The sequence below is a fragment of the Dokdonella sp. genome (assembly GCF_017744955.1).
Lineage (GTDB): Bacteria > Pseudomonadota > Gammaproteobacteria > Xanthomonadales > Rhodanobacteraceae > Dokdonella_A.
Map to the genome: position 1 here is coordinate 727595 of NZ_JAGIAG010000002.1, position 26245 is coordinate 753839.

The following is a 26245-nucleotide window of genomic DNA, read 5'->3' on the forward strand; positions in this document are numbered from 1 at the left end:
AATTCACCCCGACCCGGCGCGCGGCGCGAGGGTTTCCCGTCCAGCGCCGAACGCGGAGCCGGGTCGAGGCGATCGGGCCCGCACCGAGCACGTCGGGAAGCCGCGGGGCAAGCCCCTGCCCGTTGCGGATGGCAAAAGCTACTATGGCTCCGTCGCGGTGGGGGTTGCTGACGTCGGTGGCTGCGCTGGAGTACTCATTCGAAGGGTTTCGCGTCAAGGTTGCCGAGCGCGAACTCTGGTGCGGCGACGCGTTGCTGTCCGTCAATCGCTACATCTTCGACAGCATCGCCTACCTGATCGAGCATCGCGACCGGGCCGTCGGCCGCGACGAGTTGGTGGCGGCGGTGTGGGGCCGCGTCGAAGTCACCGACGGGCATCTCAATCAGATCATCGCGCGCGCCCGGCGCGCGCTGGACGACAACGCCCAGACGCAGCGCCTGATCCGCACCGTGCCGGGCTTCGGCTATCGCTGGATCAGCGAAGTGGACGCCCGCGAGACGAAGACGGTCGAGGACGCCACGGCCAAACCGGCGCCGGCTGCCGTGCCGACGCCATCGCCGGCTCCGTCGGAAGCGCCTGTCGAGTCGCGTCCGTCCAAAAACCCTGCCGGCCGTGCCGTGCGCGCGAAGTGGCGCTGGCAGTATGCCGCGCTCGCGTTGCTGGTCGCCGTCGTGGGCGTCTGGGCGGTCGGACGTCACTTCGACAACGCAACGCCGACGCCTGCGCCGGCCAAAGGAACGCCGACCGCGGACAACGCCGTCATCGTGCTGCCGTTCGTGGTCGAGGCACCTTCCGAATCCGCCTGGCTGGAGCTGGGCGCGATGGACCTGGTCGCCGAGCGCCTGCGCGTGGCGGGCCTGCGGGTCTCGCCGAGCAAGACCGTGGTCACCGCGCTGCACGGCGCCGACCTGTCGGTCGACGCGGCCAACTACGCGCGCATACGCAACGTGCTGGGCGGCGACCTGATCGTGCAAGGCAAGGCGACCCGCGCGGAGGGCGTGTGGTCGATCGAGCTGGCCGCGGCGAACACCGGCGGCGTCGAGCGCCGCGTCGAGGCGCGCGGCGCGGACGCCATCAAGACGGCCCGCGCGGCGGCCGACCTGCTGCTGGCGGCGACGGGGCACGAGCCGCCGCACGAGGAGAACCCCGCCGCCGACACCGACGCGACGCGCGAGCGCCTGCAACAGGCGCAGGCGGCGTCGCTGGCCAACGAGCTGGATCTGGCGCGCAGCATCCTGCATGCGATTCCCGACGCGCCTCCGTTCGCGCCGGAGCTGCGCTTTCGCCTGGCGGAGCTGGACTTTCGCGCCGGGCACTACGACCAGGCGGCCGAAGCGGTCGAGAAGCTGCTGGCCGATCCGTCGCTGGCGCCGAACGACGTCCATCGCGGCCGGGCGCTGATCCTGCGCGGCAACCTGAACTTCCGGCGCTCCGATTTCAGCAAGGCGATCACCGATTTCAATGCCGCCGTCACGGCGCTGGACACCGGCGCCGCGCCGCTGGACCTGTGCGACGCGTTGACCCGGCGCGGCCTGACCCGTGTCGCGCTGGAAGATCCGGACGGCGCGCTGGCCGACTACGGCCGCGCCTACCTGCTGGCCGAGCAGTCGGGCGACCGCCTGCGCGTGGCGCACATCGAAACCGGCTTCGGGCAGTTGCAGATCGTCCGCCATCGCCTGGAGCTGGCGCTGCCGCACCTGAACGCCGCGATCGAGCGCTACGAGGCGTTCGGGGTGGTGGAACGCGTGGTCACCTTGCGCAGCATCCTGATCGACGTCTATTCCGACCTGCTGCGCTGGGCGGACGTGTTGCCGCTCGCCGAACGCCAATGGCAGTCGCGCGAGCGGATCGGCGATCCCGGCCTCAGCCTGGTCGTGTTCAACCGCCAGGCGCGGGTGCTGATGAGCGTCGGGCGCTACCGCGAAGCCGGCGAGGTCATCGACGAGGCGCAGCGCCGGTTCCACGACCTGCGCCCCGGCACGCGGCGCTACCTCCACGACATGCAGGCGGAACTCGCCTCGCGCCTGGGCCAGCCGGAAAAGACCGTCGCGTCGGTGGACGCCGCGTTGGAGTCGTGGCCGAGGGCTCCGTCGTTCGATCGCTACGCGTATCTGGTGCTGCTGCGCCAGCGCGCGCTGATCGCCCAGGGGCATGCCGAGCCGGAGCGGATCGAAAGCTGGCTGCCGCAGGACGGCGACGGCGTCTCCGCGGTCTTCCTGCTGGCCAGGGCCGAGTGGGCGGCGCAGCAGAAAGCCGAACTCGACGCGGTGCAGTCGGCGTTCGACCGGGCGCTGGCGAAGGCCGAGGACGTCGGGCTGCCGGTGCTGGTGGCGATGGTGGCGCAGTCGTACGTCGACTGGCTGCTGGCTCACCAGCGGCGCGACAAGGCCGCCGAGCTGGCCGGACGCGTGGCGGTCTGGGCGAACGACGACTACGAATCGGCATTGATCCGCGTCAAGGTCTTCCATGCGCTCGGCAGCCTGGACGCCTGGCGCTCGTCGCTCGGCCGGGCCCGGGAACTCGCCGGCGAGCGGGTCGTTCCCGCGCGGCTCGCCGTGCAGCCCGTGGTCGGCTGAGCCTTCGTGTCCGCAATGGGACGAGCGCGCTCGCCGTCGGCCGTGGCGGCCGCGTTGTCGCCCGGCTGACACACGCCTTCCCCACCCTGCTCCGCCGCGATGCCGGCGGCGCTCGCGCATCGGGCAGTGCGGGTCAGCGTTCGAGCAGTGCCGAGCACCCTCCGTCACCGCCTGTCATCGCCTGTCATGTCCGTCACGTGCCTGACCCGTAAAGGTTTTGCACAGTCCGTCCGGTACATCCGACGCGGATGGCACCAGGTCCGGGGCCGTGTCACGAAGCCCCGGTGGCAGCGCCAGCAACCTCCTCCTTGGAAATCCGAATGAACGATTGCACCCACAACAACGACGCCGTGCCGGCGCTCCCGCGAGGGAGCGGCGACCGCGGCGGGCGGGCGTCACCCCTCTCTCGTGGCCGATCCGCCGCCGGGCGTCGGCGCGCGGGTTTCTGGTCGAGGACGGCCGCCGCGCTGCTGTCGACCGCCTGCCTGGTTCTGGCCGGCACGGGCGTCGCGCAGGCGTTCAATCCGGACGCCAACAGCTACGTGTACGAAGTCGAGGCGTTCCCGGACGGCGGCCTGCTGATCTCCGGCATGTTCACCGCCGTCGGCGGACAGCCGCGCAACCACTACGCGCGCGTGCTGCCCAACGGCGCGGTCGACACCGCGTTCCACAACGCGTCGACGCCGCGCAACGTCCTCGCCATCGCGGTGCAGCCCGACGGCAAGGCGCTCATCGGCGGCATGGGCGCCCAGGGCAACGGCGGCTTGCTGCGGATCAACGCCGACGGCAGCGTCGACAGCGGTTTCGTCGACGCGGCCAGCAGCGGCACGCCGACGATCCAGGCGATCGCGGTGCAGCCGGACGGCAGGATCCTGATCGGCGGCAAGTTCGCCACGATGGGCGGCCAGCCGCGCGTCAATCTGGCGCGCCTGAACGCGAACGGCACGCTGGACGCCAGCTTCGACGCCGGCAGCCTCGCCGCCGGCACGGATTTCATCTACGACCTCGCGGTGCAGCCGGACGGACGCATCGTGGTCGCCGGCTACGGCACGCTGCTGCGTCTGCTGCCCGACGGTCAGGCCGATACCGCCCAGCCCCTGCCGGTGGCGCCGTCGGGTTCGAGCGTTTCCGCGCTGGAACTCCAGCCCGACGGAAAGATCCTCGCCGGCGGCGGCTACGGTCTCCAGTTCGGCGGTGTCGATCGCGGCGTCCTGGTGCGCATCAACGCGGACGGCAGCGTCGACACTAGCTTCGTGCCCTACGTCAGGGGCGAAGTCCAGTCGATCGTCCGCGACGGCAGCGGCAGGATCGCGATCGTCGGATCGCTCACGTCGGTCGCCGGCGTCCCCCATCGCGGCATGGCGCGGTTGAACCCGGACGGCACGCTCGACGCGGGCTTCATGATCCCCGAGATGAATGCGCTACCGGTCTACGCCGTGGCGCTGCAAGCCGACGGCAAGCTCGCTCTCGGCGCGCACTTCGACGAGATCAACGGCCTCACGCGCCATCATCTCGCCCGCCTGCATCCGGACGGCCGCCTCGACAACGGCACCTCGGCGCCGCTGTCGGTCGCGCTGCGTCTCAGCGACGGCGGCAGCGCCACCCCGGCGACGACGCAATCGGTCGGCGAAGGCGGCAAGGTCAGCTTCAGCTTCACGCCCGACGCCGGCAACGCGCTGGCCTCCGTGTCCGGTTGCGGCGAGGGTTTGCGCAGCGGCAACGTCTATCTCACCGGCTGGGTCTACGGCGACTGCACGGTGTCGGCCAGCTTCGTGCCCGAAGCCAACGTGGTGTTCGATCCCGCGCCCAACGCCAACGTCGAATCGATCGACATCCAGCCGGACGGCCGCATCGTGGCGGGCGGCTGGTTCACGCGCATCGGCGGATTGGACCGGCTCAAGTTCGCCCGGCTGAGTCCGTCGGACGGCGCTGCCGAGGCGAACTTCGCCGACGGCACCGGCCTGTACGAGGCCGGCAACACCGGCGGCTCGGTGGTCTACGCGGTGGCCGATCAGCCGGACGGAAAAATCCTGATCGGCGGCGAAGAAGGCCTGATCCGCAACAACGCCGACGGCTCGCGCGACACGGCGTTCGTCGCCGCGCTGGGGCCCGACGCCCTGGTCGAGAAGATCGTCGTGCAGCCCGACGGCCGCATCCTCGCCGCCGGACGGCAGCTGGTCGCGGGAGGTTCGCCGGTCAACCTGGTGCGCCTGCGTTCCGACGGCACGCGCGACACCGGCTTCAACGTGGACTTCGGCGTCGAAGACGACATCCTCGTCGCCGCGATGGTGCTCGAGCCGGACGGCCGCATCCTGATCGGCGGCGGCTCGTCGATCGGCGGCTATCTCGGCCGCCTGAACGCCGACGGATCGCTGCAGGCGATGCTGCCGGCCAGCGACACGATCAACGACGTCACTGCGCTGCGCCGGCTGGACGACGGCAGCTATCTGGTCGGCGCGTTCGCGCGCATCGACTTCGGCGACGGCTCGCCGGTCGACTCGCAGCTCGTGCGCATGCTGCCCAACGGCACCCGCGATCCCGCGTTCGTGGCGCGCATCGACGGCGGCTACGGCGGCGTCAGGGCCATTCTCGTGCAACCCGACGGCCACATCCTGATCGGCGGCGGCTTCGGTACCGTCGACGGCGTGGCGCGGCCGAACTTCGCGCGACTGCAGGCGAACGGCGCGCTCGACGACAGCTTCTTCAACGCGCGGCCCAACACCTGGGTCAAGGACATCGCCCTGCAGAGCGACGGCAAGATCGTCGTCGCCGGCTACTTCAGCCAGATCGGCAGCTTCCCGCGCCGCGGCATCGCCCGCCTGAAGAGCGACGGCCGCGTCGACGTCGACGCCTTCGTGGTCACGCCGCTGGCCGGCGCGAACGGAACGATCACGCCGAACACGCCGCAGGAGGCCACTCCCGGCGAGCAGGTGCGCTTCACCATCGTGCCCGATCCGGGTTACGTCATCGGCGCGGTGACCGGCTGCGGCGGTTCGCTCGACGGACTGGTCTACACCACCGCTCCGGTCGGCGGGCATTGCGCGATCACCGTCGAGTTCCTGCTGGAGACGATCACCTACACGGTGCTTCCCGCCGCCGGCGCTCACGGCGCCATCGTTCCGGCGGCGCCGCAGTCGGTGCTGTTCGCGCAGACGACGAGTTTCGAGCTGACGCCCGACGCCGGCTACTACCTCGCCGGCGTCGAAGGCTGCGGCGGCGCCCTCGCCGGAACCACCTACACCACCGGGCACATCCTCGCCGACTGCGCGGTGATCGCGCGCTTCCACCAGCCGGCGGCGCTGACGCCCAGCGGCGGTACGCCGCAGAGCACGGCGATCGACACCGGCTTCGTGACGCCGCTGTCGGTGCGCGTGAGCGATGCGGACGGACGGCCGGTGAGCGGTGTCGAGGTGAGCTTCGCCGCGCCCGCTTCCGGAGCCGGCGCGATTCTGGCGCAGGCCAGCGCCGTGACCGACGTCGACGGCGTGGCGGCGATCGCCGCGCGTGCCAACGGCACCGCCGGCAGCTACGTGGTGACGGCCACCGCGCACGGCCTCCAGACCCGCTTCGCGTTGACCAACGAATCGCGCGAACAAGGCGGCATCGAACTGCGCGTGACGGTGAGCACCGACCCGCCGCCGGCCTGCGGCACGGCGACGAACATCACGGTGACGCCGGGCGAGCCGGTCAACTACTGCTTCACGATGGTCAACCACAGCGACGTGACGCTCAACTACCACACGCTGACGATGCTGACCTACGCGCCGTTCCAGTACGAGTACTACGGCTGGGATCGGCTGTTCAATCTGCTGCAGCAGCCGGTGCCGCCCGGCGGCAGCTTCCGCTACCACCACGTCGCGGCGGCCGGCACGGAGGACCAGGTGCCGCGCTTCACCTGGAACGCCACCGCGTCGTTGCCGGGCTACGAGCAGGGCTCGGACGCGAGCGTCACGTTCACCGACATCAGCACGATCGGCGCGGAGCTGAGCCTGGGCGCCCTCGGCGTGCATCGCCTGAGCGAACTGCCCTTCCCGATCAGCTTCTACGGCCAGTACTTCCAGGAAGGCGACGGCAGCGTCCTGTGCATCAACAACAGCGGAACCTTGTCGCTGCGCACGGCCGACGATCCGGACGGCTGCCCGCAATCGAACGTCGTGCCGCCGCCGCTGGTGGGCGACAACGACCCGATGGCCGCGGTGGCGGGGATGAGCTTTCCGTACTACGGCTACAACAGCCTGGCGGCGTACTGGGATCTGCTCGGCGGCAACGGCGCGATCTACTTCGCCACGCTCGGCGAAGCTCCGCACCGCCGCCTGATCGTGCAGTGGAGCGACAAGGACCATGCCTACACGCCGAGCCCGGCCGGCGGCATCACCTTCCAGGTGGTGCTGGAGGAAGGCACCGGCCGCATCCACTACGTCTACCAGGACCTGGCGTTCGACGTCGCCGCCGATCCGAGTCCGGATTTCGGCGGGTCGGCCACGGTGGGACTGATCGGCTTCACGCCGATCTCCGACAACCCGCTGTACCAGGAGTACTCCTACGACAGCGCGATTCTCGGCGACGGCCAGGTGATCACCTGGACGCCGGTCGACGTTCCGCGCCAAGCCTGGAACAACGTGCTGGTCGAGGTCGGCGCGCCGCGGCTGGCTCTGGCGCCGGCGGCGATCCAGGCGCGCGCCGGCAGCGGCGAGCAGGCGCATGCTTCGCTGCTCATCGGCAACACCGGCGAGATCGACCTGGCCTGGTCGCTGAAGGAAGCGCAGGCACAGGCGCATTTCCCGCCGGTCGACTTGGTTCCGTGGTTGCCGGAACTGGAGCGTTCGAGCGAGCACGCCTACCGGCCGACGGCCAACCGCCCGGCGACGAACGGAAGCACGCCGAACTCGGTCTTCGACGTGCCCGCCTACGCCAACGCGCGCAACCACTGGAACGGCTTCAGCATGGGAGCGATCACCTTCGACGCCAGCCGCCCGGATCGCGTGGTGCAAGGCGTGGGCGTGCCGATGCAGTCGGGCGATTTCCTCATTGCCGCCTTCGCCGGCAACGATTTCACGCGTGTCTACGAGATCGGCGGCGTCGGCGGCGATTTCGGATTGTCGTGGTCGGACACGGTCAGTCTGATACCCACCGTCATCGCGGACATCCTGCCGGTGAACTCGCACCAGCCGCCCTACATGCGCTGGACGGCGATGGCCTGGGACAGCCGCACCGACACCATGTTCGCGACCGCCGCGGCCGACGTCGGCAACTGCACCTCCACCGTGGCCTCCGACCTGTACACCGTCGACCTGGAGACGGCGCAGCTGCGCCGCGTCGGCCCGATCCAGGCCGCGACGGCCGTCTGCATCCGCGCGCTGGCGGTGGCGCCGGACGGGGCGATGTACGGCATCGACGACTTCAACAACGCCCTGGTGGCGATCGACAAGACGACCGGCGCGGCCGCCATCGTCGGCCCGCTCGGCGTCGCGGTCGAAGGCGCGAACTTCAGCGCGGACTTCGACGAATCCACCGGCGTCCTCTACTTCGCCAACGGCAGCCGGCTGTACACGGTGAACCTCGTCACCGGTACCGCGGCGCTGCTCGGCCCGGGCCTGTCGATCGACGGCGAACCGACCCGCATCGACGGCCTCAGCATCGCGGTGCCCGGTGGCGACTGCGCCGTGCCTGCGCAGGTGCCGTGGCTGCGCGTGCAGCAGACGGCCGGCACGACGCCGCCATCAGCGCAGGCGCAGGTCGCCGTCGACCTGGACGCGCGCGGCCTGACGCCGGGAACGTACCAGGCCAACCTGTGCGTGTTCAGCAACGATCGCGTGGAGCCGCTGGCGCGGGTGCCGGTCTCGCTGACCGTGACCGCAGCCGGTAACGACACGATCTTCGCCGACGGATTCGAGGCGGCGCGCTGACGGATCGGTCGAACGTCATCGAGGCGATCCGGTCGCGTGCCGCGGCCGGATCGCTTTTTCACTCATGAAGCGCTCGATTCCTCGAGCGGCGGGCGAACGGATGAAAATCCCCGAACTCATCCCGCATTGAAGCCGAGCAACTTGAGCACGGGAGCCAGGTAGCTGCCGGTCCACTCGCGCACTCCGGGGACTTCCGCGATCAGGATCATGATCGCCAGAAGGAGGAACGGAAGCACCAGGGTGATCACGAAGGTCCAGGACCATTGGATCCCGCCGGCGCGATCGCAGAGGATGCGGCTGAGAATGCTGTCGCGCTCGAAATAGATCGCCGCCATCACGCAGAACAGCGACGTCGCGACCATGATCCCCATCGTGATCAGGAGCAGCAGATCGCGGCTCGGGACGGGATAGGAGTAGATGAGGAGCACGATTCCGAAGCAGTTGAGGAAGATCAGCAACGCCAGGCTGCGGATGTTCCAGATCCAGCGCGAGAACAGGCGCGCCAACGACGCGCGATTGTCGAACGTGTCGATGTCGGGATGTTCTCGTCCGTCGCTTCCGTCAGGCGTCTTCGGCGCGCCGTGGACTTGTTCCCAGGCAGCTGGCAGGCACAGTATCGGAGTGATGGCGAAAGGAACGAGCGCGGGCTCGAAAGCGGACCACTTTCGTTCGAATGGGCCGGGTGGCGGCTTGGTCTTCGAAGATGCACCCGCCGCTTCGGATGGCGCCGCTTCCGTCGCGCCGGGCGGTTGCTTGGGCATCTGCCAGGTCGCATACCATCGAACGTACTTGAGCGAGCGCACGATCGTCTCGAACATGGAGACGCACATCGTCAGACACGCGGAAGAGACGATCGTGGCGGCGATTACCGACAAGTAGTAGGCCCCGTCGTACATCGGAGCCCAGGCGTTCGCCGCGAGCGGATACGACTTGAGCATCACGAACAGCAGCGCGCCGAGGCATACCACGGCGACGAAAGGCGCCGTGGAACTGTTCGCCGAGTGCACGCTCGGCACACCGATTCGCGTTTCCCAGGCCGACCAGATGCGTTGGGCCTGGGCGCGCCGGCCGACCACGGTCGAGAGGATCATGAGAGCGATCGCGCACAACGTCAGCGCGCCGAGAAACGGCGGCGCGACCGCCACGCCGGTCACGATGCTCAGGTCCAGCATCTGGTTGCCGTCGAGCGGCGCCCACATCGACATCACCAGCGGCGGCAACGCGAACGCCATGCCAAACAGCGCCAGCAGAATGCCCGTGAACGCCAGGCGGATGCTCCACGATTCCGTGACCGCCGCGGCGAACTGAAGACGGCGCGGCAGATCCGCCTCGGCAGGTTCGAATCGAACCCACCGCCGCGTGCCCCAAGCCAGGGCGACCAGGCCGAGTGCCAGGCAGGCGTCGAGAGGATGGCTCGTGGAGCCGATCTGCGTCATCGCCTTTCCGACGACGAATACGCCGACCAGCGAGGCGGGAATGAGCACGGCGATGGCCGCGACGCAGAGCGCCGTTCCGAGATGGCCCAGCATCCGACGCGACACCGATTCGGCATTCCTGCCCGCCCAGAGCAATCCGAACCAGCACAGCACGAGGACGATCGCCGTCGTCACATGTGCTCGTTCGCGAATCCAGGCGACCGAAACGCGAAGGGGATTGGGCGTGCGCGAATAGTTGAAGGGCTGCAACCAGTCCCGTCCGACGATGGCGGCCTGAACAGGCTCGGCTTCGCTCGCCCCTCGATCGAGCTCGTTCTTTTCGCGGGCGGAGCATTCGTTCGAAGAGCGCCGCGGCTGGAGCGTGCAAATCGCATCGCGCAACAAGTGTTGATCGTCCGTCTGGAACGCCACGATCTCGTCGCCGCTACCGGTCTGAAGCGATGCGGACTGCAGCTGCAGCATTCCGCGGGTCGCGCTGACGAAATCCGGATGCGACAACAACGTATCGGCCTCCAGGTCGACCAGCAAGGCGGAGGGTACCTGGCGCCGCAACTGCTGAACGAGGTAGAGACGGTCGCGGACGTCGGTCGCCGCAATGGCGATCATGCGCGGAGGATTTCGTCGGCCGGAGGCGTTCAACGTGCGGAACAGCCGGCCCAGGGTCAGTTCGGCGGCAGCCGAACTCAGGGGCGACTGCCGACTGGTCGGGTACTCGGAGCCGTTCTCGACCGAATCGTCGAGCGGAAGCAGGCTGCTCGAGCGCGCTGCAATTCCAAGCGGCCCGGGAGACGCGTGATTGGACATCGCGGCCCGGCGTGCGCGGATCTCCGAGAGATTGGAAAGGAACGGCACGAATCGCATGTTCTCACAGGACTCCTTCCGGTTTCTCGGCTTGCAGCCTGCTTGCGCCTCTCTCCTGATGCCGACGCCGTAGGTGGATTCCTCGTAGACGAACGCCAGATCGTCGACGGCGAAGTTCTGCAGGTCCAGCAGTGAGAACAAGGTACCTATCTTCTCTTCGTCGGTCCTGGCCAACGGCTGATACGAGACCTGCCATCCAGGCGCCTGGACGCGCTCGTTGGACGTCGCCGTTGCTGCGTAAGATAGAAAGCACACCGTGGCAGGCACCGAATGCGTCGACGACGCATCCCGCGAAAGAGCATTGCTCCAGGAATTCACCGAGCCGGAGTACGACGGCCCCACGATCAACATGCGCTCGTCGGCTCGCTGCGCGTCACCGCATCGAGGGTGCCAGACCGAAGGAGGCGAGGAAGCGCGAGCTTTCCGATGCTCCCGAATCGACTGCAGGATGTCCTTGGGTATTCCATAGGTCGTCGTTTCGGGAACCAGATAGGCGAGACGAATCGCCTCCTTTCGTGTCGCTTCCTTCGGAGCATCGCGCCAGGTGTCGCGTCGGAAGGTGATCAACCCGAAACACTCGCCCGAGCAGTCCGCCGACCGACACGTGCAATCGCTGGCAGAATCGGCGATCGCGTCGAGCTTGGCGTATTCCTGCCACGGAAAGTAGTATCGGTCGATGTCGAATCCCGCGATCGACATGCCGGAAATGATTGCCTCCAGCGAATATTCGTAGCTTCTGCGATGCCGCGGTACGCGAGGATCGGGAACCGCGATCAGCACGGCGTCGAAGCTCGCGTCCGGGTAGTAGTCGGTAACGGCAGCCTTCGGGTCGAGTTGCCGCGATGGTGCCTTGATGGGTGGTGACTTAGCGTCAGCCGCCTGTTTTTTCGCGGAATCCTCCATGGCCTGGGAGCGCTGGGCTGCGCTCAACCCTTCGGTCCGGATCTGGTCGACCTTTCGCGTCAGCTCGTCCAGCCGTTCGCGAATGACGGTTGCGTCGACTCCGCACGTTCCCTGCCCTGTGCAAGCAGCGAGCGCTTTCTCGTAGGCCTGCCGGGATTGTGCTATTTCCCTGGCGATTCTCGACAAGGCAGGCGTCACGTCCGAAGGTGCCTTGTCCAGTTTTCCGATCAGCGTCTTCAATTGATCGGCGGTCTCATCGGCACGCCGCAAGCTCTCCTGGTGATTCCGGTTCGCGTCGGTCTTCAGAGCGGCGGCCGTGTCGGCCAACGTGGACGAGCTACGCGAAATCTCATTCAGCAGCTTTCTCGTGAACAGGGAATTGCAGGCAACCCAGATGGTGGCGTTGTCCGCGTTGTCGCAATGGTTGTCTTGCAGGCGACTGAGATTCCAGTTCTCCGGCGTTGCCGCTGTGGGTGGGGCGGATGCAGCGGCCGCCGTGCCCAGAGAAGCGAGAAGCCCCAACCAAAACCATCGGCGGGAAAGATCCATGGCGCTTCCTTCGAGAGATGCGATTCTTCGAGCCCGGCGTTGCATCGGGCGCTCCCTACTTCCTGCGCGGCAGCTCTACGGCTTGTTCCACGCACGCACGCGGAAAACGAGACTGCCGCGCATGCCCGGTGTGAGCCGGCTGTCGAACGGCACTTTCAGCCTGGTGTCGTCGCCCAGCTGTCCTTCTGCGAGCGGTTCGCTGGCGGCCGAGGGCGATTTGCTCTGCCATCCGTACTTCACGACCCAATTTCCCGCGTCGTCGGCGGGAGGGGAGATTTCCACGATGATCGTGTCGCGGAAGAGATAGGTCCCTTCGTAGTGTTCCTTCAACCAAAGGCTGCCCTTCACTGCGTAGTCCGGCACGCGTACGCCGAGTGTCAGGCTGTAAGCCAGAGAAGCCCGGCTGGGGTCCACGCGTTCGCTTTTGGCGAGGAAGACGGTGGACAGATATACCTGGTGGCGATCATCGCCGGCAGGCGACGGCCCGGGCGAGGTGAGTTCGGTATGGGTTCGACACGCCACCGAATCCTCCTCGGCGACCCGCCGCGTCAGATACCACGGCTTTCCTCGCGGGGAGGCGAGCACCTCGAACTGATACAGGGCTTCCACTTCCCGCTGCCCGTCGATCGCGGCAGGCAGGGTCACCTGCTCGACTTCGACCCAGACGTCGATGCGGACGTCTCCGAAGAGGAAGCGCGTGAGGTTCTGGTACGACTCCTCGCTGTTGACGATGCCGAACGGTCCCGAGTGGGACCGGTAGGCGTAGGCCGTGGCGGCCTGGGTCTGTTCGTCACTGTCCGTGTCCAGCTGGCACACGCAGGCGTTCTCGACCCTGACCAGTCCGTCGCTTCCGTGTCCCGCGAATGCGCGCGAGAGTCCGGCCGCGACGTCGTAGTCGTTGCGATTGGTTCCCACCATGCAGAAGACATTCTCGATCGGCAGCCCTGCGTCCTTGAGCAACCAGTCCACGCGGCCGCGCTTCTGGAATTGCGCGTCGAGATCGAGATCATTCGCCAGGTTCTTGCGATTGAACGTGTTCATCTCGAACGGGCTGAGCCAGGACGGCACATTGATGCCGGCCATGTCGATGCCGTTGTGCGGCGTGGCGTAGGTGAAGAACTTGGCGACGGCGCTGCGTGCGGCTGGGTCGCCGTAGCGTCGATTCTGCAGAAGCGCCCGGCAGACCAGACCGCCCATGGAATGGGCGACGAGGTAGCAGCGGAACTGGCGTTTGGTGATGCCGTTCTTCGGATCGGCGCAGACCCGCTCCCTGATTTTCAGGATCAGGTCCGACAGACCCTTCGCGAAGTTCTCAAGCGAAGCCTCCTGCTCGCCGCCGAATAGCGGCGCCGTCTCGTCGTAGAAGCGATGGATGACGATGCACTTGCGTGGCAGCACGCCGTCGCTTTCGGGGCTGAGGATGTCCAGCCCGCGCTGATACGCGTGGCTGTAGCCGAAGTCCGTCATCAGGCGGACCAGGGGCGATTCGAAATAGAAGCGCTGAGCCGCCTTGGCGCGGTCGGCGACGGCCCGATACACCGTCGAGCCGACATTGAATCCGCAGAACGGATCCGCGGCGGTCTGGTCCTTTTCGCCCGCCGTCATCGCGTATCCGCGAACGTAGATGATCGGATGAAGAATCGCATCGTCAATCTCACGCATGGTCGTTCCTCCTTCGACGCAATGCGCCCCTGTCGTTTCGACGGAGCGCGACGAGCCGTGACCGCGAGGCCGGGCCTCGTGGCTGCATCTGCGGCGCACGGTGAAATCGATATCGGATGGACGTGCGGGTTTCTCGCTCGCCTGCGCGAGAAGGCGCGTTCCGGCGGCGGTCCGGCATTCCGGACGTTGTCGCGACGACGCCCCTCCCGTTCGCGTCCCTCCCCTTCCCTCTCCATTCGCGGCGGTGCCTGCCGCTCGGATGTTGCCCCTGGGCACGAGCGATGCGATCGATTGCCCTTGGATTCCGAAACTACCCAAACTCATTCGCCGCGGCCATCCGTCGCGTACTCAGAATCGCTCATGTCCGATCCCGCGCCATGATCGAAAACAGCCCGGAGTTTGAGCCGCGCAGCGATAGTGAGAAGATGCGAACAGCTTCGCTGAAGACTCAGCCTTTCTGTTGTCGCCGAGGGGACCGACAATGACTGCCACTGCACGCAAGCGCCGCGCGAGCGATCGAGCGTTCGCCGGCCCGCTTCCCATTCGCATCAAGCACGCGCGGCGCATCGCCGGCGTCACGCAGGCGTCTCTCGCGCGCGCCACGGGCGTGGGGCCGAGTGCGGTGGCGCAGTGGGAATCGCCGGACGGGTCCTCGCCGACGGTCTCGCATCTCGCCGAGATCGCCGTGACCTGCGGCGTGTCCTTCGAATGGCTCGCCACGGGACGAGGAGCCGTGGCTGCCGCAGGCGGAGACATCCCGGCGATCGAGCCCGCCTCGTTCGCCGTGGATTTCACCGAGGAACGCCTGCTGACGGCGTTCCGGCGTGTGCCGACGAGGAAGCGCGAATGTTTCCTCGCCTGGATGGAGGCGTTCTTCTGAACGCCTGAGCGGTGTCTTCGCTTTCGCTTCGGTCGGCTGCTCGGATGATTCGCGAGGCAGCGACCGATGACGACCCGCTAGGGCTCTTTCCGCTGCCAGGACACCGTCAGCGTCGCCCGGTCGAAGCAGGCCGCAGCGCCCTTTCCGGTCACCGCGACGTCGCTCAGATCCAGCGTGACCATGTACGGGTATCCCCTGACCGGAAGCTCGCGCCGGCGCAGGAACTGCCCTTCGCTGACGTGCCAGGCGTAGACCTGCGACGGGTCGGGCCCGTGTCCGCTCTTGTTCTGGTAGATCAGGTTCGTCGGCTGACGCGCACCGTCCTTGCGCGTGACCTCCACGTTCCATCCGAACCGCCCGCAGCTTTCGGAATGTTCCTTGGAAATGCGAAGCACGAGCGATTTTCCGATCGTGCGCGTCACGCTTTCGGCTCCGTCGCTGACGGTCGTCGTCACCGACGTCACCGGGGCCGGCTGCGCTTTCTTGCGCGGCTTTGCACTTGCGACGGTGGCGAAAGACAGAATCGCGAAAGACCAGGCGAACAGTTTGTACGGCATCGGCTTGTCCTCGTTCCATGACGCGGTTCCGGCTGCGCCGGGCGCCCATGGTGCCATGCGATCGATGACGAAGTCCGGCGGCGGGCGAAACCGGCGGGCGCCGATGTCGGCGCACTTCGGAAGCGGCGCGCCGATCGCGAAATCAGGCGATCGGAACCAGGCGGCAGCCGTCGGCGGCCATGTGCAGCCGATGATCGAGCGCGATGCGTTCGAGGAACACCGGGTCGTGCGACACGACCACGAGCGCGCCGCGGTACTGCAGCAGCATCCGTTCGAGCGCTTCCTGCGAGCGCAGGTCCAGGTGATTGGTCGGTTCGTCGAGCAGCAGCAGTTCGGCGGGATCCGTGCGGTACAGCGCGCACGCGAGCGCCGCTTTCAGGCGCTCGCCGCCGCTGAGCTGCATGCCCGGCTTCAGCACGTCGTCGCCGGCGATTCCGAGCAGCGCGAGCCGCGTGCGCAAGTCCGCCTGCGTGGCGGAAGGGTTCCCGGCCAGCAGTTGCTGCAACGGCGAGCGGTCCGCGTCGAGCAGGTCGAGCTGCTGATCGAGAAACGCGCTCGGTACGTGCACGGTGCATCGCCCCGCCGCCGGTGCGATCGCGCCGGCGAGCACCTTCAACAGCGTGGACTTCCCGCTACCGTTCGCGCCCGTCACGCCGATGCGCTGTCTCCCCAGCACCGTCAGGTCGAACGGACGTCCGGCGGCGGCGCCGAACGGAAGCACGATGCTTTGCAACGTGGCCACCTTGCGCTGCGCGGCGGCCGACAGCTGCGGCGCCAGCAGCGCGACGTTCGCCTCGTCGCGCAGCTGCTGCGCGGCTTCGCGCACGCTCTGCGCCAAGGCTTCCCTTTGCCCTTCCCGTTCGCGCTGCCGCTTTCCTGCGCTGACCTGGCTGCGCTGCTTGCGGCCGCCGAGCAGGATCGCAGCCTGGTTGGCCTCGCGCCCGTCGCGCGTGGCGCGCGACTGCCGCCGATTCAGGTTTTCCTGTTTCTCGCGCAACTCCGCTTCGCCGCGGCGTTGCTCGGCCTTGCGATGGTCGAGTTCCTGCAAGGCATGTGCTTGCTCCTGCGCGCGGACCTGAGCGTAGAAGGCGTAGCCGCCGCCGTAGTCGCGCAGGCCGGTCGGCGAGAGTTCGACGATGCGCTGCATGGCGTCGAGCAGTTCGCGATCGTGGCTGATCGCCAGCAGGCCTTTCGGCCACGCGCGCAGCTTTTCCAGCAACTGCCGCCGCCGCGGGCGATCGAGGTGGTTGGTCGGCTCGTCGAGCAGCAGCACGTCGGGATCGGTCAGCCATGCACCGAGCAAGGCGATGCGCGTCAGCTCGCCGCCGCTGAGACTCGCGGCGGGGCGTTCCGGCGCGAGGTGGCCGAGTCCCTGTTCTTCCAGCAATACGCTCAGTTGCTGCCGTACGTCCCAGCGGTCGCCCACGGTGTCGAAATCGGCGGGCGCCATTCCGCCCGCCTCGATGCGCGCCAGCGCGTCGAGCACGGGTTGCACGCCTGCCACGGCGGCCACGGTCGCATCGACCGGACAGGCGATCTGCTGCGGCACGTAGTGGATTCTTCCTGCACGCAGGCAGCAGCCGTTCGACGGCGCGAGCCGGCCCGCCAGCAGGCGCGCCAGCACGCTCTTGCCGACGCCGTTGCGGCCGACCAGGCCGGTGCGGCGTCGGTCGAGTCGGAAATCGAGATTCGAGAAAACGCACTGGCCGTCGGGCCAGGCGAACGCTGCCTGTTGCAGCGTCAGCAACGATTCGGTCACGGAAACTCCAGTCATGCCGGTGTCGATCCATCCGCACGGATGGACGGAAACGGGCCGTCGCGAAGACGGCGGCATCACTGGCGCATCGGACGATCCTCGAAGCGGCGAACGGGAGGGAGGCGAACTATAGCGGTTCGCCGGATTCGACGACAGGACCGATGCACGACGGCAACCGGCGCGGCATCCGCGCGTGCGTCAGTTCTTCGCGTCGGACTCGCACCGTCTGAGCCAGACGTAGTCGCGTTTTTCCGTCGACTTCTCGGGCTCGCAGCGCAGTTCCGTCCGGTGCGATCCGCGCAGCTTGACCTGCGAGCAATTCATATGGGTCGGAACCGGCGCGTACAGCGATTTCAGCTTCGACACCTTGGCGTCCGCCAGCGTGCGCTGCTCCGGCGTCATGGCGTTTTCCAGGGCGTCGCTCAGCTTGACGTACTTCGGTTCTCCCGACGCCGCCGCGAGTTTCAGCCACGCATATCCGGTGAGGTCGTCCTTGGTGGCCCCGCGACCGGCCAGATACAGCCCGCCGAGCGCGGCCTGGTTCGGCTGGTTGCCGGCACAGGCCAGCCGTTGCTGCAGCGCGAATGCATTGGGGTTCTTCTCGTCGCGCAGTGCTTCGTCCGAACGCTGCAGCATTTCGTAGTAGTCCCGGCGCAGCACGGCTTCGAAATCGGGTTCGGACGGAACCTCGGCTGCGGCGTTCAACGTCATCAAGAGCAGTCCGAGGGACAGCAGGCGGAAGCCGGGCTTGTTCATGTCGCTCCAATGCAGTGTGGTAGGCGTCGCGAGCCGGATCTCGGGAGTCCGGCTCGAGCACGGTTGCTCTTCCTCGGGGATGCAGGTGCAGCGCGCGCGGAAGTCCCTGCCGGAAGGTACGAAGCGGCGAGTACTTCTGCAACTGGACAAAGCGCCAGAATCTTCCAGTCGCCAGGTAGCGACCGCGCCTTTCCCGCGACCTCCTTCCTCTGCATACCTTCATCCGGAGCGCGCGCAAGCGGAACGGCTCGAGGTGCGGCCGAATCACCGCCGACACTGCCGCGAAGCCCGTGATGCCCGTGGGTCCGGCGGTCGCCGTGGGCATGTTCTCCGTTTCGCAGATTCCGGCAACGCATGCACTTCCAGCGCGAAGGCAGGAGCGTCATCGGGGATTCTCTTTCGGGTTGGCGGCGACTACCCTGCTTCGCCACATACGCCGCAAGCCGATCGCGCGCTCGTTCGAGCCATCTGCGGCAGTTCCCGCTCGCGCGGCTCACATGCTGGTGTCCGATGACCAAGACCGCCTTGATCTACGCAAGCGCCGCGCTGGCCGAAATTGCCGGCTGCTTCGGCTTCTGGCTCTGGCTGCGCGAAGGCAGGAGCGCCTGGATTCTGCCGGCCTCGCTGGTCTCGCTGGCACTGTTCGCGTGGCTGCTGACCTTCGCGGAAAGCAGCGCCGCCGGTCGCGCCTACGCCGCGTACGGCGGCGTGTACATCGTCGCGTCGATCTTCTGGCTGTGGCAGGTCGAAGGCGTTCGTCCCGATCGCTGGGACGCCATCGGCGCCTGCCTCTGCCTGCTCGGCGCGGGACTGATCCTGTTCGGCCCCCGCTCGGTCGCAGTTCCTTAGCGGCCGGCGCCGCGCAGCACGCGCTTGCTCGCACGTCGGTGGCGAGTCGACCTCGCGCGCGTCGTGTTCGACTCGCGCGGGCGGCGGTGGATCATTTGAGGTAGGTGCGGATCAACGCGGTCACGGCGGCGAGTTCCTGGTTGCGCTTCTTCTCGTCGCGCTCGCCCGCGACGTGCTCTTGCAGATGGGCGCTCAGCACTTCCGTCATGAGGCCGTGCACTGCGCCGCGGACCGCCGCAATCTGCACCAGCACCGCGGCGCAGTCGTCGTCTTCCTGCAGCGCCGATTCCAGTGCGGAGAGCTGCCCCTGGATCCGGCGGACTCGGCTCAGCAGCTTCTTTCGATCTCGTTGGACGTGCGCCATGCTGTCGGATCCTATACCCTACGGGGGTATCCTATCGGTGTGTCGCCGCCATGCTATCGGAAAATGCCCTCGACGCCGCGGCCCGCGACCGCGTCCACACGCATCGGTTCGACACCGGCAATCCGTTGGCGGAGCGCAACACGCGTCGCGCGATGACGCTGACCGCGGTGATGATGGTCGTCGAGATCGCCGGCGGCTGGTGGTTCAATTCCATGGCCGTGCTGGCCGACGGCTGGCACATGAGTTCGCATGCGCTGGCCCTGGGCCTGTCGGCCTTCGCCTATTCCTTCGCGCGGCGCCACGCGCACGACCACCGCTTCGCGTTCGGCACCTGGAAGATCGAGATCCTCGGCGGCTACACCAGCGCGATCCTGCTGCTGGGCGTGGCCGCGCTGATGGCGTTCCAATCCGCGGAACGCCTCCTGGTTCCGCAGCCGATCCAGTACGCGCAAGCCATCGCGATCGCCGTCGTCGGCCTGGCGGTGAATCTGGTCTGTGCCTGGTGGCTGCACGATCATCACGATCACGATCATCACGATCATGCCCATCAAGATCGGGGGCACGACCATGCCGATGAACGGCACGGCGCCCATCACCACGATCTGAACCTGCGCTCGGCCTACCTGCACGTCCTCGCGGATGCCGCAACGTCGGTGCTGGCGATCGTCGCGTTGACCGGCGGATGGCTCTGGGGCGCGGCGTGGCTGGATCCGATCATGGGCATCGTCGGCGCCGTCCTGGTCACGCTCTGGGCCGTCGGGCTCCTGCGCGATTCCGGACGGGTCCTGCTCGATGCGGAAATGGACGCGCCGGTGGTCGCCGAGATCCGCGAGGTCGTCGAACAGGGCGCCGTGCCCGCGCGCATCACCGACCTGCACGTCTGGCGCGTCGGTCGCGGCCAGTACGCCTGCGTGCTCAGCCTGGTCACGACCGCCGCCGTGGGAGCGGAGTTTTTCCGGCAGGCGTTGTCCGTCCACGAAGAACTCGTGCACGTGACCGTCGAGGTCGAGGTCTGCCCGGCGGCGGCCGTCGAGGTGTCGCCTTCCGGTCTCGCGGCGAGCGCAGGCTGACCGGTCGACCACGGTGCGCGGATCGGCGAACGAGTCTTGCGCGAAGGATTCGTCGTCGCGCCACGGTGAGGCGCGACGACGATCCCGAGCGGATGCCTCCCTCAGGGAGACGGCGGATATTCGTGCGTCGCCGAACCGTCCGCATCGAAGAACTGCAGGCGCGGAGCGTCTTCGGCGTCGACGCCGAGCCGCGTGCGTTCGTTGCCGGCCTGGTCGTTGACGCTGAAGACGTTGCGGCTGGCCTCCGGCGCGTCCGGATAGTTCTCCTCGCTGAGCAGCGTGCGCAGGCGCGCATCCGGATGCGTCGCGGCGAACGCGTCGAGACGTGCCTGCTGTTCTTCCGGCGGCAGGTCGCCGATGCTGTCGAGCAGGTCGAGGTACTCCTTGATCGACCAGCTCGGCGTATCCCAGATCTTCATCGTGACGGCCTGGTTGCGACTGTCGCTCTTGGCGTCGAGCGCGAACATCTGGTCCTGGTCGTAGGCGTCGAAGCTCAGGTGTCCCCAGCGCAGCTTGGCGCTGTCGGTGACCTTGGTGCCGCCGAAGGTCAGGCCGCCGCTTTCCGTGCCCTGCGCGTCGTAGAACAGGATGCCGGCCGCGTTCGACGGCTTGCGGCCGCCGTAGTCGGGATATTCGTGGCCGGCGACGATCACGTTGGGGATCTTCTGGTTGTTCGACAGCACCATGCGCAAGGTGCCGTCGGGCTCGACGAAGTTGATGCGCTGGACGGTCAAGGTTTCGAAGCGCGCGTTGCGGCCTCCGGTCGGAGTGAAGCCGCTGAGCAGCAGCGTGACGCAGGCGAGCGTCAGCACGCCGGAATACACCACCAAAGCCTTCTGCGCATTGAACATGGGTTCGCTCCTCGAGATGGGCGATCGCGAGTGGCGATCGCGTGCGAGCCGATCCTCGGCGTCGCAGGCGCACGGGCGGCGCGCACGAATCCGAGTGGCGATGCGCTCATCCCGTGCGGATGAGCGAGGGCGGAAGATCCGCCGCTCGCGCGATGCTCGCATCGCGCGGCAGGGCTGGACCGCGACACGGGTAGCGGAATGCGCACGACGATGCGTCGTGCGCGACATGCGGCGAGTTCGCCGTGTAGTTTCTTCTCTCTCGAGAGACGTTCCACAGAGCAGCGGACAAGGGACGCGTGCGCGACGTCACCCTCATCCGCCTGCCGGCCCCTTCTCCCGAGGGAGAAGGGTTCTCCGCCGGATCTCGCCGGCTTCGGCCGCGATCAAGCTCCGGCCGGGGCGTGCGGGGCGATCGGCACTCGAATCGAGCGTGCTCCTCGCCCCTCCTCGCTCACGCGTCAGCGTCGACGAGCCTTCGCGGCCACCTCGAACCCGTTCTCGAAGATGACGTCGTTGACCGAGACCGCCGCGCTGACCGGCACTTCGATCGTCGCATTGACAGGGTCGTTGCTGTGCACGCAGAGCAACGCGGAGTGATCCCCCGGCGTCAAGGTCGTCGCGTCGACGGTCGCGGTGATCGTGGTCGTCGCGCCCTGGGCGACGCTGCCGGAGGCCGGCGCCGCGCTCAGCCACGGCACGGCCGCGGGGCTCGCACACGAGGATGGCGCCGTGTCGATCGTGTAGGCGAGCGTGCTGCCCGGCGCACCGGTGTTGCCGAGATCGAACGTGTCGGTCGCGCTCGCGCCTTCCATCACGCTGACCTCGACGTCGCCGGAGGTCACGGCGGTCGGATCGGTGCTGGCGGCCGGCGATACGGTCGCGCTGACCGGCACTTCGATGGTCGGATGGGCGGTGTCGTTGCTGTGTACGCAAAACACGGCGGAATAGTCACCCGCCGTCAGCGTCGTCGCGTCGACGGTCGCGGTGATCGTGGTCGTCGCGCCCTGAGCGACGCTGCCGGAAGCCGGCGCCGCGCTCAGCCACGCCACCGCGCCCGGGCTCGCGCACGAGGACGGCGCCGTGTCGACGGTGTAGGTCAGCGTGCTGCCGGGATCGCCGGTGTTGCCGAGGCCGAACATGTCGGTGGCGGTGGTGCCCTCGGTCAGGCTGACGTCGAGGTCGCCCGACGTCACGTTCGCGGTCGGATTGCCGGTGCTGGTGCTCACCCAAGGTCCGAACGGCATCAGCGTCGGCCCGACTTTCTTGCAGATCATCGAGTCCTGCGGGATGCAGTTGCTGCCGGTGCAGCCCGGCGGCCAGTTGTTCGCGGTCGAGTCGCGTACCGCGACGCGGTAGTACAGCGCCGGCCGCGTCCCGACCAGGCTCTCGTTGTTGACGAGGTTGCCGTCTTCCATGTTGCAGATGCCCAGCACTTCCCACGGATCCTCCGGCTCGACGATGTCGGCGTACTCGTCGTCGTGCTGCTGGGTCGCCATCACGTCGACCCGATGGAAGCCGCGGCCGGACTGGTTCGCCGGCACCAGGTAGTCGTCCGTGCCCGGTATCAGCTTGTAGCCGTTGCCGGTGGTCGGATTGCGCACTTCCCAGGTCTTCGGGCCGCCGTCCGGGCCGCCGGTGGCGTTGCGCAGGTCGGAGAACTCGGTGGTCTTGTCGACGCCGTTGACGCTGACGGTGTTGGCCGCGTCGTCGATGGCGAATTCCATGCGCCAGTAGTTGTGGTGCCAGTGGGTGACGTTGTTGAAGGTGCCGTTGCGGTTGCCGAAGCCGAACGACGGCTGGATGCGGCCGTCGTTCCAGAACGTCCAGCGCGAGGCGTACATGTACCAGTCCGCGCGGTACTGCGTGGTGAGCACGACGTGGTCGCCGTTGTCCTCGATCGCGAACGGCGCGCCGCAGGTGGCGGTCGCATTCGGGTAGCCGGACAACTGGTACGGGCAGATCTCGTAGGACATGGTCGGATCGTGCGAACGGTCGCACGAGGCGATCGCCGCGGGCGGGTCGACCGGGATGCCGAGCTTGTTCTGCACGGCGCGGTCGGCGAGCAGCGGCGAGTTCTCGTTCTTCCAGTCGCGATAGCAGTCGCCGCCGGCGCCGTCCTTGTACTCGGCGAACAGCATCGGCGCATGCGCGCGCACGAACACCAGGTGCCCCTTGAAGTACACCTTGCGCAGTTCCATGCCCGAGCCGATGCCGCCGACGCTCTCGCTCGGCGGCAGCCAGCACATCTCCCAGATCGGGTTGGTCTGCGGCCAGCTCAGTTTCGTTTCCGGACTCGTACAGGTCGGCGAGGCGGCGTGGGCGACGCCCCCGCCGGCGAACAGCAACAGCAGCGGCAAAGCGAGCTTGCATGAACGCATGACCTACTCTCCCTCAATGTTGGGCGGACGTCTTCTCGTCCGACGGTCGATAGAACGGATACACGACGCGATCGCTCTGCAGATCGACGATGGAATGCGAGACCGCCGTGTCGCCGTCGTCGGCGGCGGCGATCGCATGGATGCAGCGAGTCTTGTCGCCGCAGTGAGGATCCCCCGGCTTGCGGTAGACGAAGCCGCCGGCCCAGATCACCACGCCGGGTTTGTCGACGACCGGTTTCAGTTCGGGGTATTCGCGCACCAGTACGCGCACGCGTTCGCGCTCGGCCTCGGTCAGCGGGGATTCCTCGCCCTTGATCCGTTGCGACTTCAGCAACGCCCCGTTCTCGTCGAAGGATTTGCGCAGCGCGACTCCCTGGTCGTAGTCCCAGCCGTACTCGACTTCGTAGCGGCGCTCCTTGCCGTCCTTCCACGAGAAGTCGCTATGGCGACGCCCGACGACGTAGCCGTGCAGGCGGCCCGGCGCGGCGGTGTCGGCACTGATAGTCGCGCTCGCATCGGTGCGCTTCACCGGCGCGGACGGGCCGGCGCAGGCCGCGCAGAGGCCTGCGACGAGGAGCGCCGGCAGGCGGATGGAGAGGTTCAAGGCTGGCGCTCCTTCGAAGTGGTCGCTACCGCGCTGACGACCGTGGCGGGCGGCGATTTGCCGTAACCCCGCTGATCGGGATCGTCGGCGGCGTTGTTCCACAGCTGGTAGACGAATTCGCCGCGGCTGCGCTGCTGCGGTCCGGCCGTGAATGGTCGTTCCGGGCTGCTGCTGCACATCGCGTTTTCCCCCGGCGTCGCATTGGCCACCGCCTGGTCGCGCAGGAACTCGATGTACTCGCGGCTGGAGGTCTGGTAGTACAAGGTCGCCGTCGCGCTGAACGGCGGCACCGCGCCGGCGGTGAGCGGGAAGACGTAGTCGGCCCGGTCGATGTTGACCAGCACGCCGGAACCCGGCGAGGTCTCCGGATAGACATGGCCGACCGGAGCGGCTTCCTCGCCGTTCGGATCGTCGGCCGCCTTCGGGCGGAAGCCGAGCGGCGGGATGCGGTTGTCCTTGGCGACGCAGTTGTTGAGCACGAAGTGGAACTGCTTCTTGCCGCCCTGCTCGATTTCGCAGGCCTGCGTGGTCGCGTTCCAGATTCCCTGCAACGCCTCGTAGACGCGCGCTTGCGGGTCTTCGGTCAGCGTCGCGCTCGATGCGTCGTACGCGGCGCTTTCGGCGACCAGCTGGTTGTTCGCGTCGCGCACCTGCACGTTGAGCCACAGGCGGCGGCCTTCCGCGTAGCCGGTCGGCAGTTTGTGTGCGGACAGATTGGTGACCTCGACGCGGACGCCGAGCGTGCCGGCCGTAGCGCCGCTCGGCGGCTGGTATTGCGTGACCGCCGCGGTCACCGCGGCGCTCGATTGCAGCATCGCCTGCGCCGCGGCGATGGTGCGGTCGAAGTCGCCGAGCCGGCTGCTGCCGATCAGCGCCACGTACTCGCCCTTGATGATGGCGGGAACCCAGGCGTTGGCGCCGGCGAATTCGTGCACCGGCAGATCGCCGGTACGCGACCCGGCCGGATTCTGGCGGCAGGCCGCGGCTTCCTCCGACGAGGACGACGGCATGTGGCAGTCCTGGCATTGCCGCGCCCTCGCGAGCGCAGGCGTGCCCGGCGCGCCGTCGCCGAGGCCGTCGCGGAAGATCGCTTCGGCGAACAGGCTGCGCTTCCATTCGGTGTAGGTGCGCTCGATCGGGAACGGCCGCCCGCTGTCGCTGCCGTCGGCGCGGATCAGCGTGCGCAGCGGTCCTTCGTCGGTGTCCGGCGTGGTCACGTCGTGGCAGCTGCCGCACAAGGCGGAATCCTGGTGATAGCTCGAATAGACGTGGCCGTGCGGCGGCTCGCGCGAATCGCCGTCGGCGTACTGGTAGGGGCCGCGGCGGCACGGGCCGGCATAGGTCGTGCCATCAGGCAGGGTGCAGTTCAGCGCATCGTCGATCCATGTGTTGCCGTTGCCGATCGCGACGGTCTGTCCTTGCGACCCGTTCGGCATCAGGCGATGGCAGAAGTGGCAGTCGATGCCGCCGTAGTCGTTGGTCTTGCCTTCGCGCGCGCCGTAGCTGCCGAGCAGGCGGCAGCCCTTCTCGCCGTCGTCGGCGGTCGGCGCGCCGCCGACATCCTTCACCACGCGTCCGTTCAACCAGCCGCGCGGCGTGTGGCAACGCAGGCAGTAGTCGCCGACGCCGGCCTTGCCGATGCTGGCCGCGTCGTGATTGGCGACGTCGAGCGCGGCCCAGAACAGCGGATCGCGCGTCGCGTTGGCCATCATCGAGCCGCTCCAGCTCGAGTGCGGCATGAACGGCAGCGTCGTCGGCGTGGCGCCGCGATGGCAGGACGAGCAGCCGGTCGGATCTTCCAACGCCGATTGCAGGCCCGGTTGCGTGCCGTGCGGCGTGTAGTCGAGCGCCCGCGCACCGATCGGAGCCAACGAGACGCCGATCAGCAGCAGTTTCGTCAGCCAGGCCCGGGTGAGGACCGCCGTCGCGCGAGCGAACGGCGGCGCAGCACGTGAAAGGATGGAGTGGATTGGATCCGTCATTCCGTGTCTTCGGTGGCGCGCGACGAGGCGCTCGAGAGTCGGACGGACAGGCGGAGACCCCGTACGAAGTCCCCGCCCCGCTCCGCCGTCGCGATTCTAGCGGTGCTTCGTCCTGCCGGCGTTCGCATTGCCGGCGGCAGGTGTCTGCGGCGGTCGCGGCCGCGCCACGGCCGCCGTCTCCTCGACGGTCACGTCGTCGACGTAGACGTCACCGTCGTCGCTGCCGGTGGCCGCATAGTCGAAGCGGATCTCGTGCGCGGCATCGTCGGCGTAGCTGGAGACGTCGATGGAGACCTTGACCCAGT

General features: G+C 67.8%; 16 protein-coding genes. 5 read left to right on the plus strand and 11 right to left on the minus strand.

From position 1 onward, the window contains the following. Positions 1-143 precede the first annotated feature (143 nt). Together J7520_RS08230 and J7520_RS08235 are read left to right on the plus strand one after the other, a co-directional pair. The gene (locus tag J7520_RS08230) at positions 144-2576 is read left to right on the plus strand and encodes a winged helix-turn-helix domain-containing protein (RefSeq protein ID WP_291186444.1); all 2433 of its coding nucleotides are present in this window, start codon (positions 144-146) and stop codon (positions 2574-2576) included. Positions 2577-2896: 320 nt separating this feature from the next. Beyond that, the gene (locus tag J7520_RS08235) at positions 2897-8482 is read left to right on the plus strand and encodes a hypothetical protein (protein ID WP_291186447.1); all 5586 of its coding nucleotides are present in this window, start codon (positions 2897-2899) and stop codon (positions 8480-8482) included. Positions 8483-8598: 116 nt separating this feature from the next. Here J7520_RS08235 and J7520_RS08240 read toward each other — a convergent pair whose 3' ends face one another. After that, the gene (locus J7520_RS08240; protein WP_291186450.1) at positions 8599-12231 is read right to left on the minus strand and encodes a hypothetical protein; all 3633 of its coding nucleotides are present in this window, start codon (positions 12229-12231) and stop codon (positions 8599-8601) included. 75 nt (positions 12232-12306) lie between these two features. Beyond that, positions 12307-13893, minus strand: a complete 1587-nt coding sequence (locus tag J7520_RS08245) for a hypothetical protein (RefSeq protein ID WP_291186452.1) — start codon at positions 13891-13893, stop codon at positions 12307-12309. Positions 13894-14374: 481 nt separating this feature from the next. Here J7520_RS08245 and J7520_RS08250 point away from each other — a divergent pair, with 481 nt between their 5' ends. Further along, positions 14375-14773: a helix-turn-helix transcriptional regulator gene (locus tag J7520_RS08250; RefSeq protein ID WP_291186455.1), complete on the plus strand. Its 399-nt coding sequence runs from the start codon at positions 14375-14377 to the stop codon at positions 14771-14773. 77 nt (positions 14774-14850) lie between these two features. On the opposite strand, the gene J7520_RS08255 is transcribed toward J7520_RS08250, so the two are convergent. From J7520_RS08255 to J7520_RS08265, 3 genes are all read right to left on the minus strand, one after another. After that, positions 14851-15330, minus strand: a complete 480-nt coding sequence (locus J7520_RS08255; protein ID WP_291186459.1) for a hypothetical protein — start codon at positions 15328-15330, stop codon at positions 14851-14853. Positions 15331-15472: 142 nt separating this feature from the next. Then, on the minus strand, positions 15473-17089 hold the full coding sequence (locus J7520_RS08260) for an ABC-F family ATP-binding cassette domain-containing protein (protein ID WP_291186461.1): 1617 nt from the start codon (positions 17087-17089) through the stop codon (positions 15473-15475). Between the two features lie 195 nt (positions 17090-17284). After that, complete coding sequence (locus J7520_RS08265) at positions 17285-17842, minus strand: hypothetical protein (protein WP_291186464.1); 558 nt, start codon at positions 17840-17842, stop codon at positions 17285-17287. A gap of 510 nt (positions 17843-18352) precedes the next feature. Between J7520_RS08265 and J7520_RS08270 the strand changes: the two genes are divergently transcribed. Next, the gene (locus J7520_RS08270) at positions 18353-18691 is read left to right on the plus strand and encodes a YnfA family protein (protein WP_291186467.1); all 339 of its coding nucleotides are present in this window, start codon (positions 18353-18355) and stop codon (positions 18689-18691) included. 91 nt (positions 18692-18782) lie between these two features. Here J7520_RS08270 and J7520_RS08275 read toward each other — a convergent pair whose 3' ends face one another. After that, on the minus strand, positions 18783-19055 hold the full coding sequence (locus J7520_RS08275; protein WP_291186469.1) for a metal/formaldehyde-sensitive transcriptional repressor: 273 nt from the start codon (positions 19053-19055) through the stop codon (positions 18783-18785). A 50-nt stretch (positions 19056-19105) separates the two neighbouring features. Between J7520_RS08275 and dmeF the strand changes: the two genes are divergently transcribed. After that, complete coding sequence (gene dmeF / locus J7520_RS08280) at positions 19106-20125, plus strand: CDF family Co(II)/Ni(II) efflux transporter DmeF (protein WP_291186471.1); 1020 nt, start codon at positions 19106-19108, stop codon at positions 20123-20125. A 101-nt stretch (positions 20126-20226) separates the two neighbouring features. Here the strand turns inward: dmeF and J7520_RS08285 are convergent, their stop codons facing one another. The 5 genes from J7520_RS08285 to J7520_RS08305 all read right to left on the minus strand — a co-directional run. Continuing rightward, a complete protein-coding gene (locus J7520_RS08285; protein WP_291186473.1) occupies positions 20227-20976 on the minus strand; it encodes a hypothetical protein in 750 nt (249 codons plus the stop codon). 458 nt (positions 20977-21434) lie between these two features. Next, complete coding sequence (locus tag J7520_RS08290; RefSeq protein ID WP_291186476.1) at positions 21435-23354, minus strand: hypothetical protein; 1920 nt, start codon at positions 23352-23354, stop codon at positions 21435-21437. 13 nt (positions 23355-23367) lie between these two features. Next, entirely contained in the window at positions 23368-23958 is a 591-nt protein-coding gene (locus J7520_RS08295) for a hypothetical protein (RefSeq protein ID WP_291186477.1), read from the minus strand. Next, positions 23955-25940 (minus strand): hypothetical protein, encoded by a 1986-nt coding sequence (locus J7520_RS08300; protein WP_291186481.1) that lies wholly within the window; start codon positions 25938-25940, stop codon positions 23955-23957. Before J7520_RS08300 ends, J7520_RS08295 begins: the two co-directional genes overlap by 4 nt. Positions 25941-26036: 96 nt before the next feature. After that, on the minus strand, positions 26037-26245 hold a 209-nt coding region (locus J7520_RS08305), incomplete at its 5' end, for a hypothetical protein (RefSeq protein ID WP_291186483.1).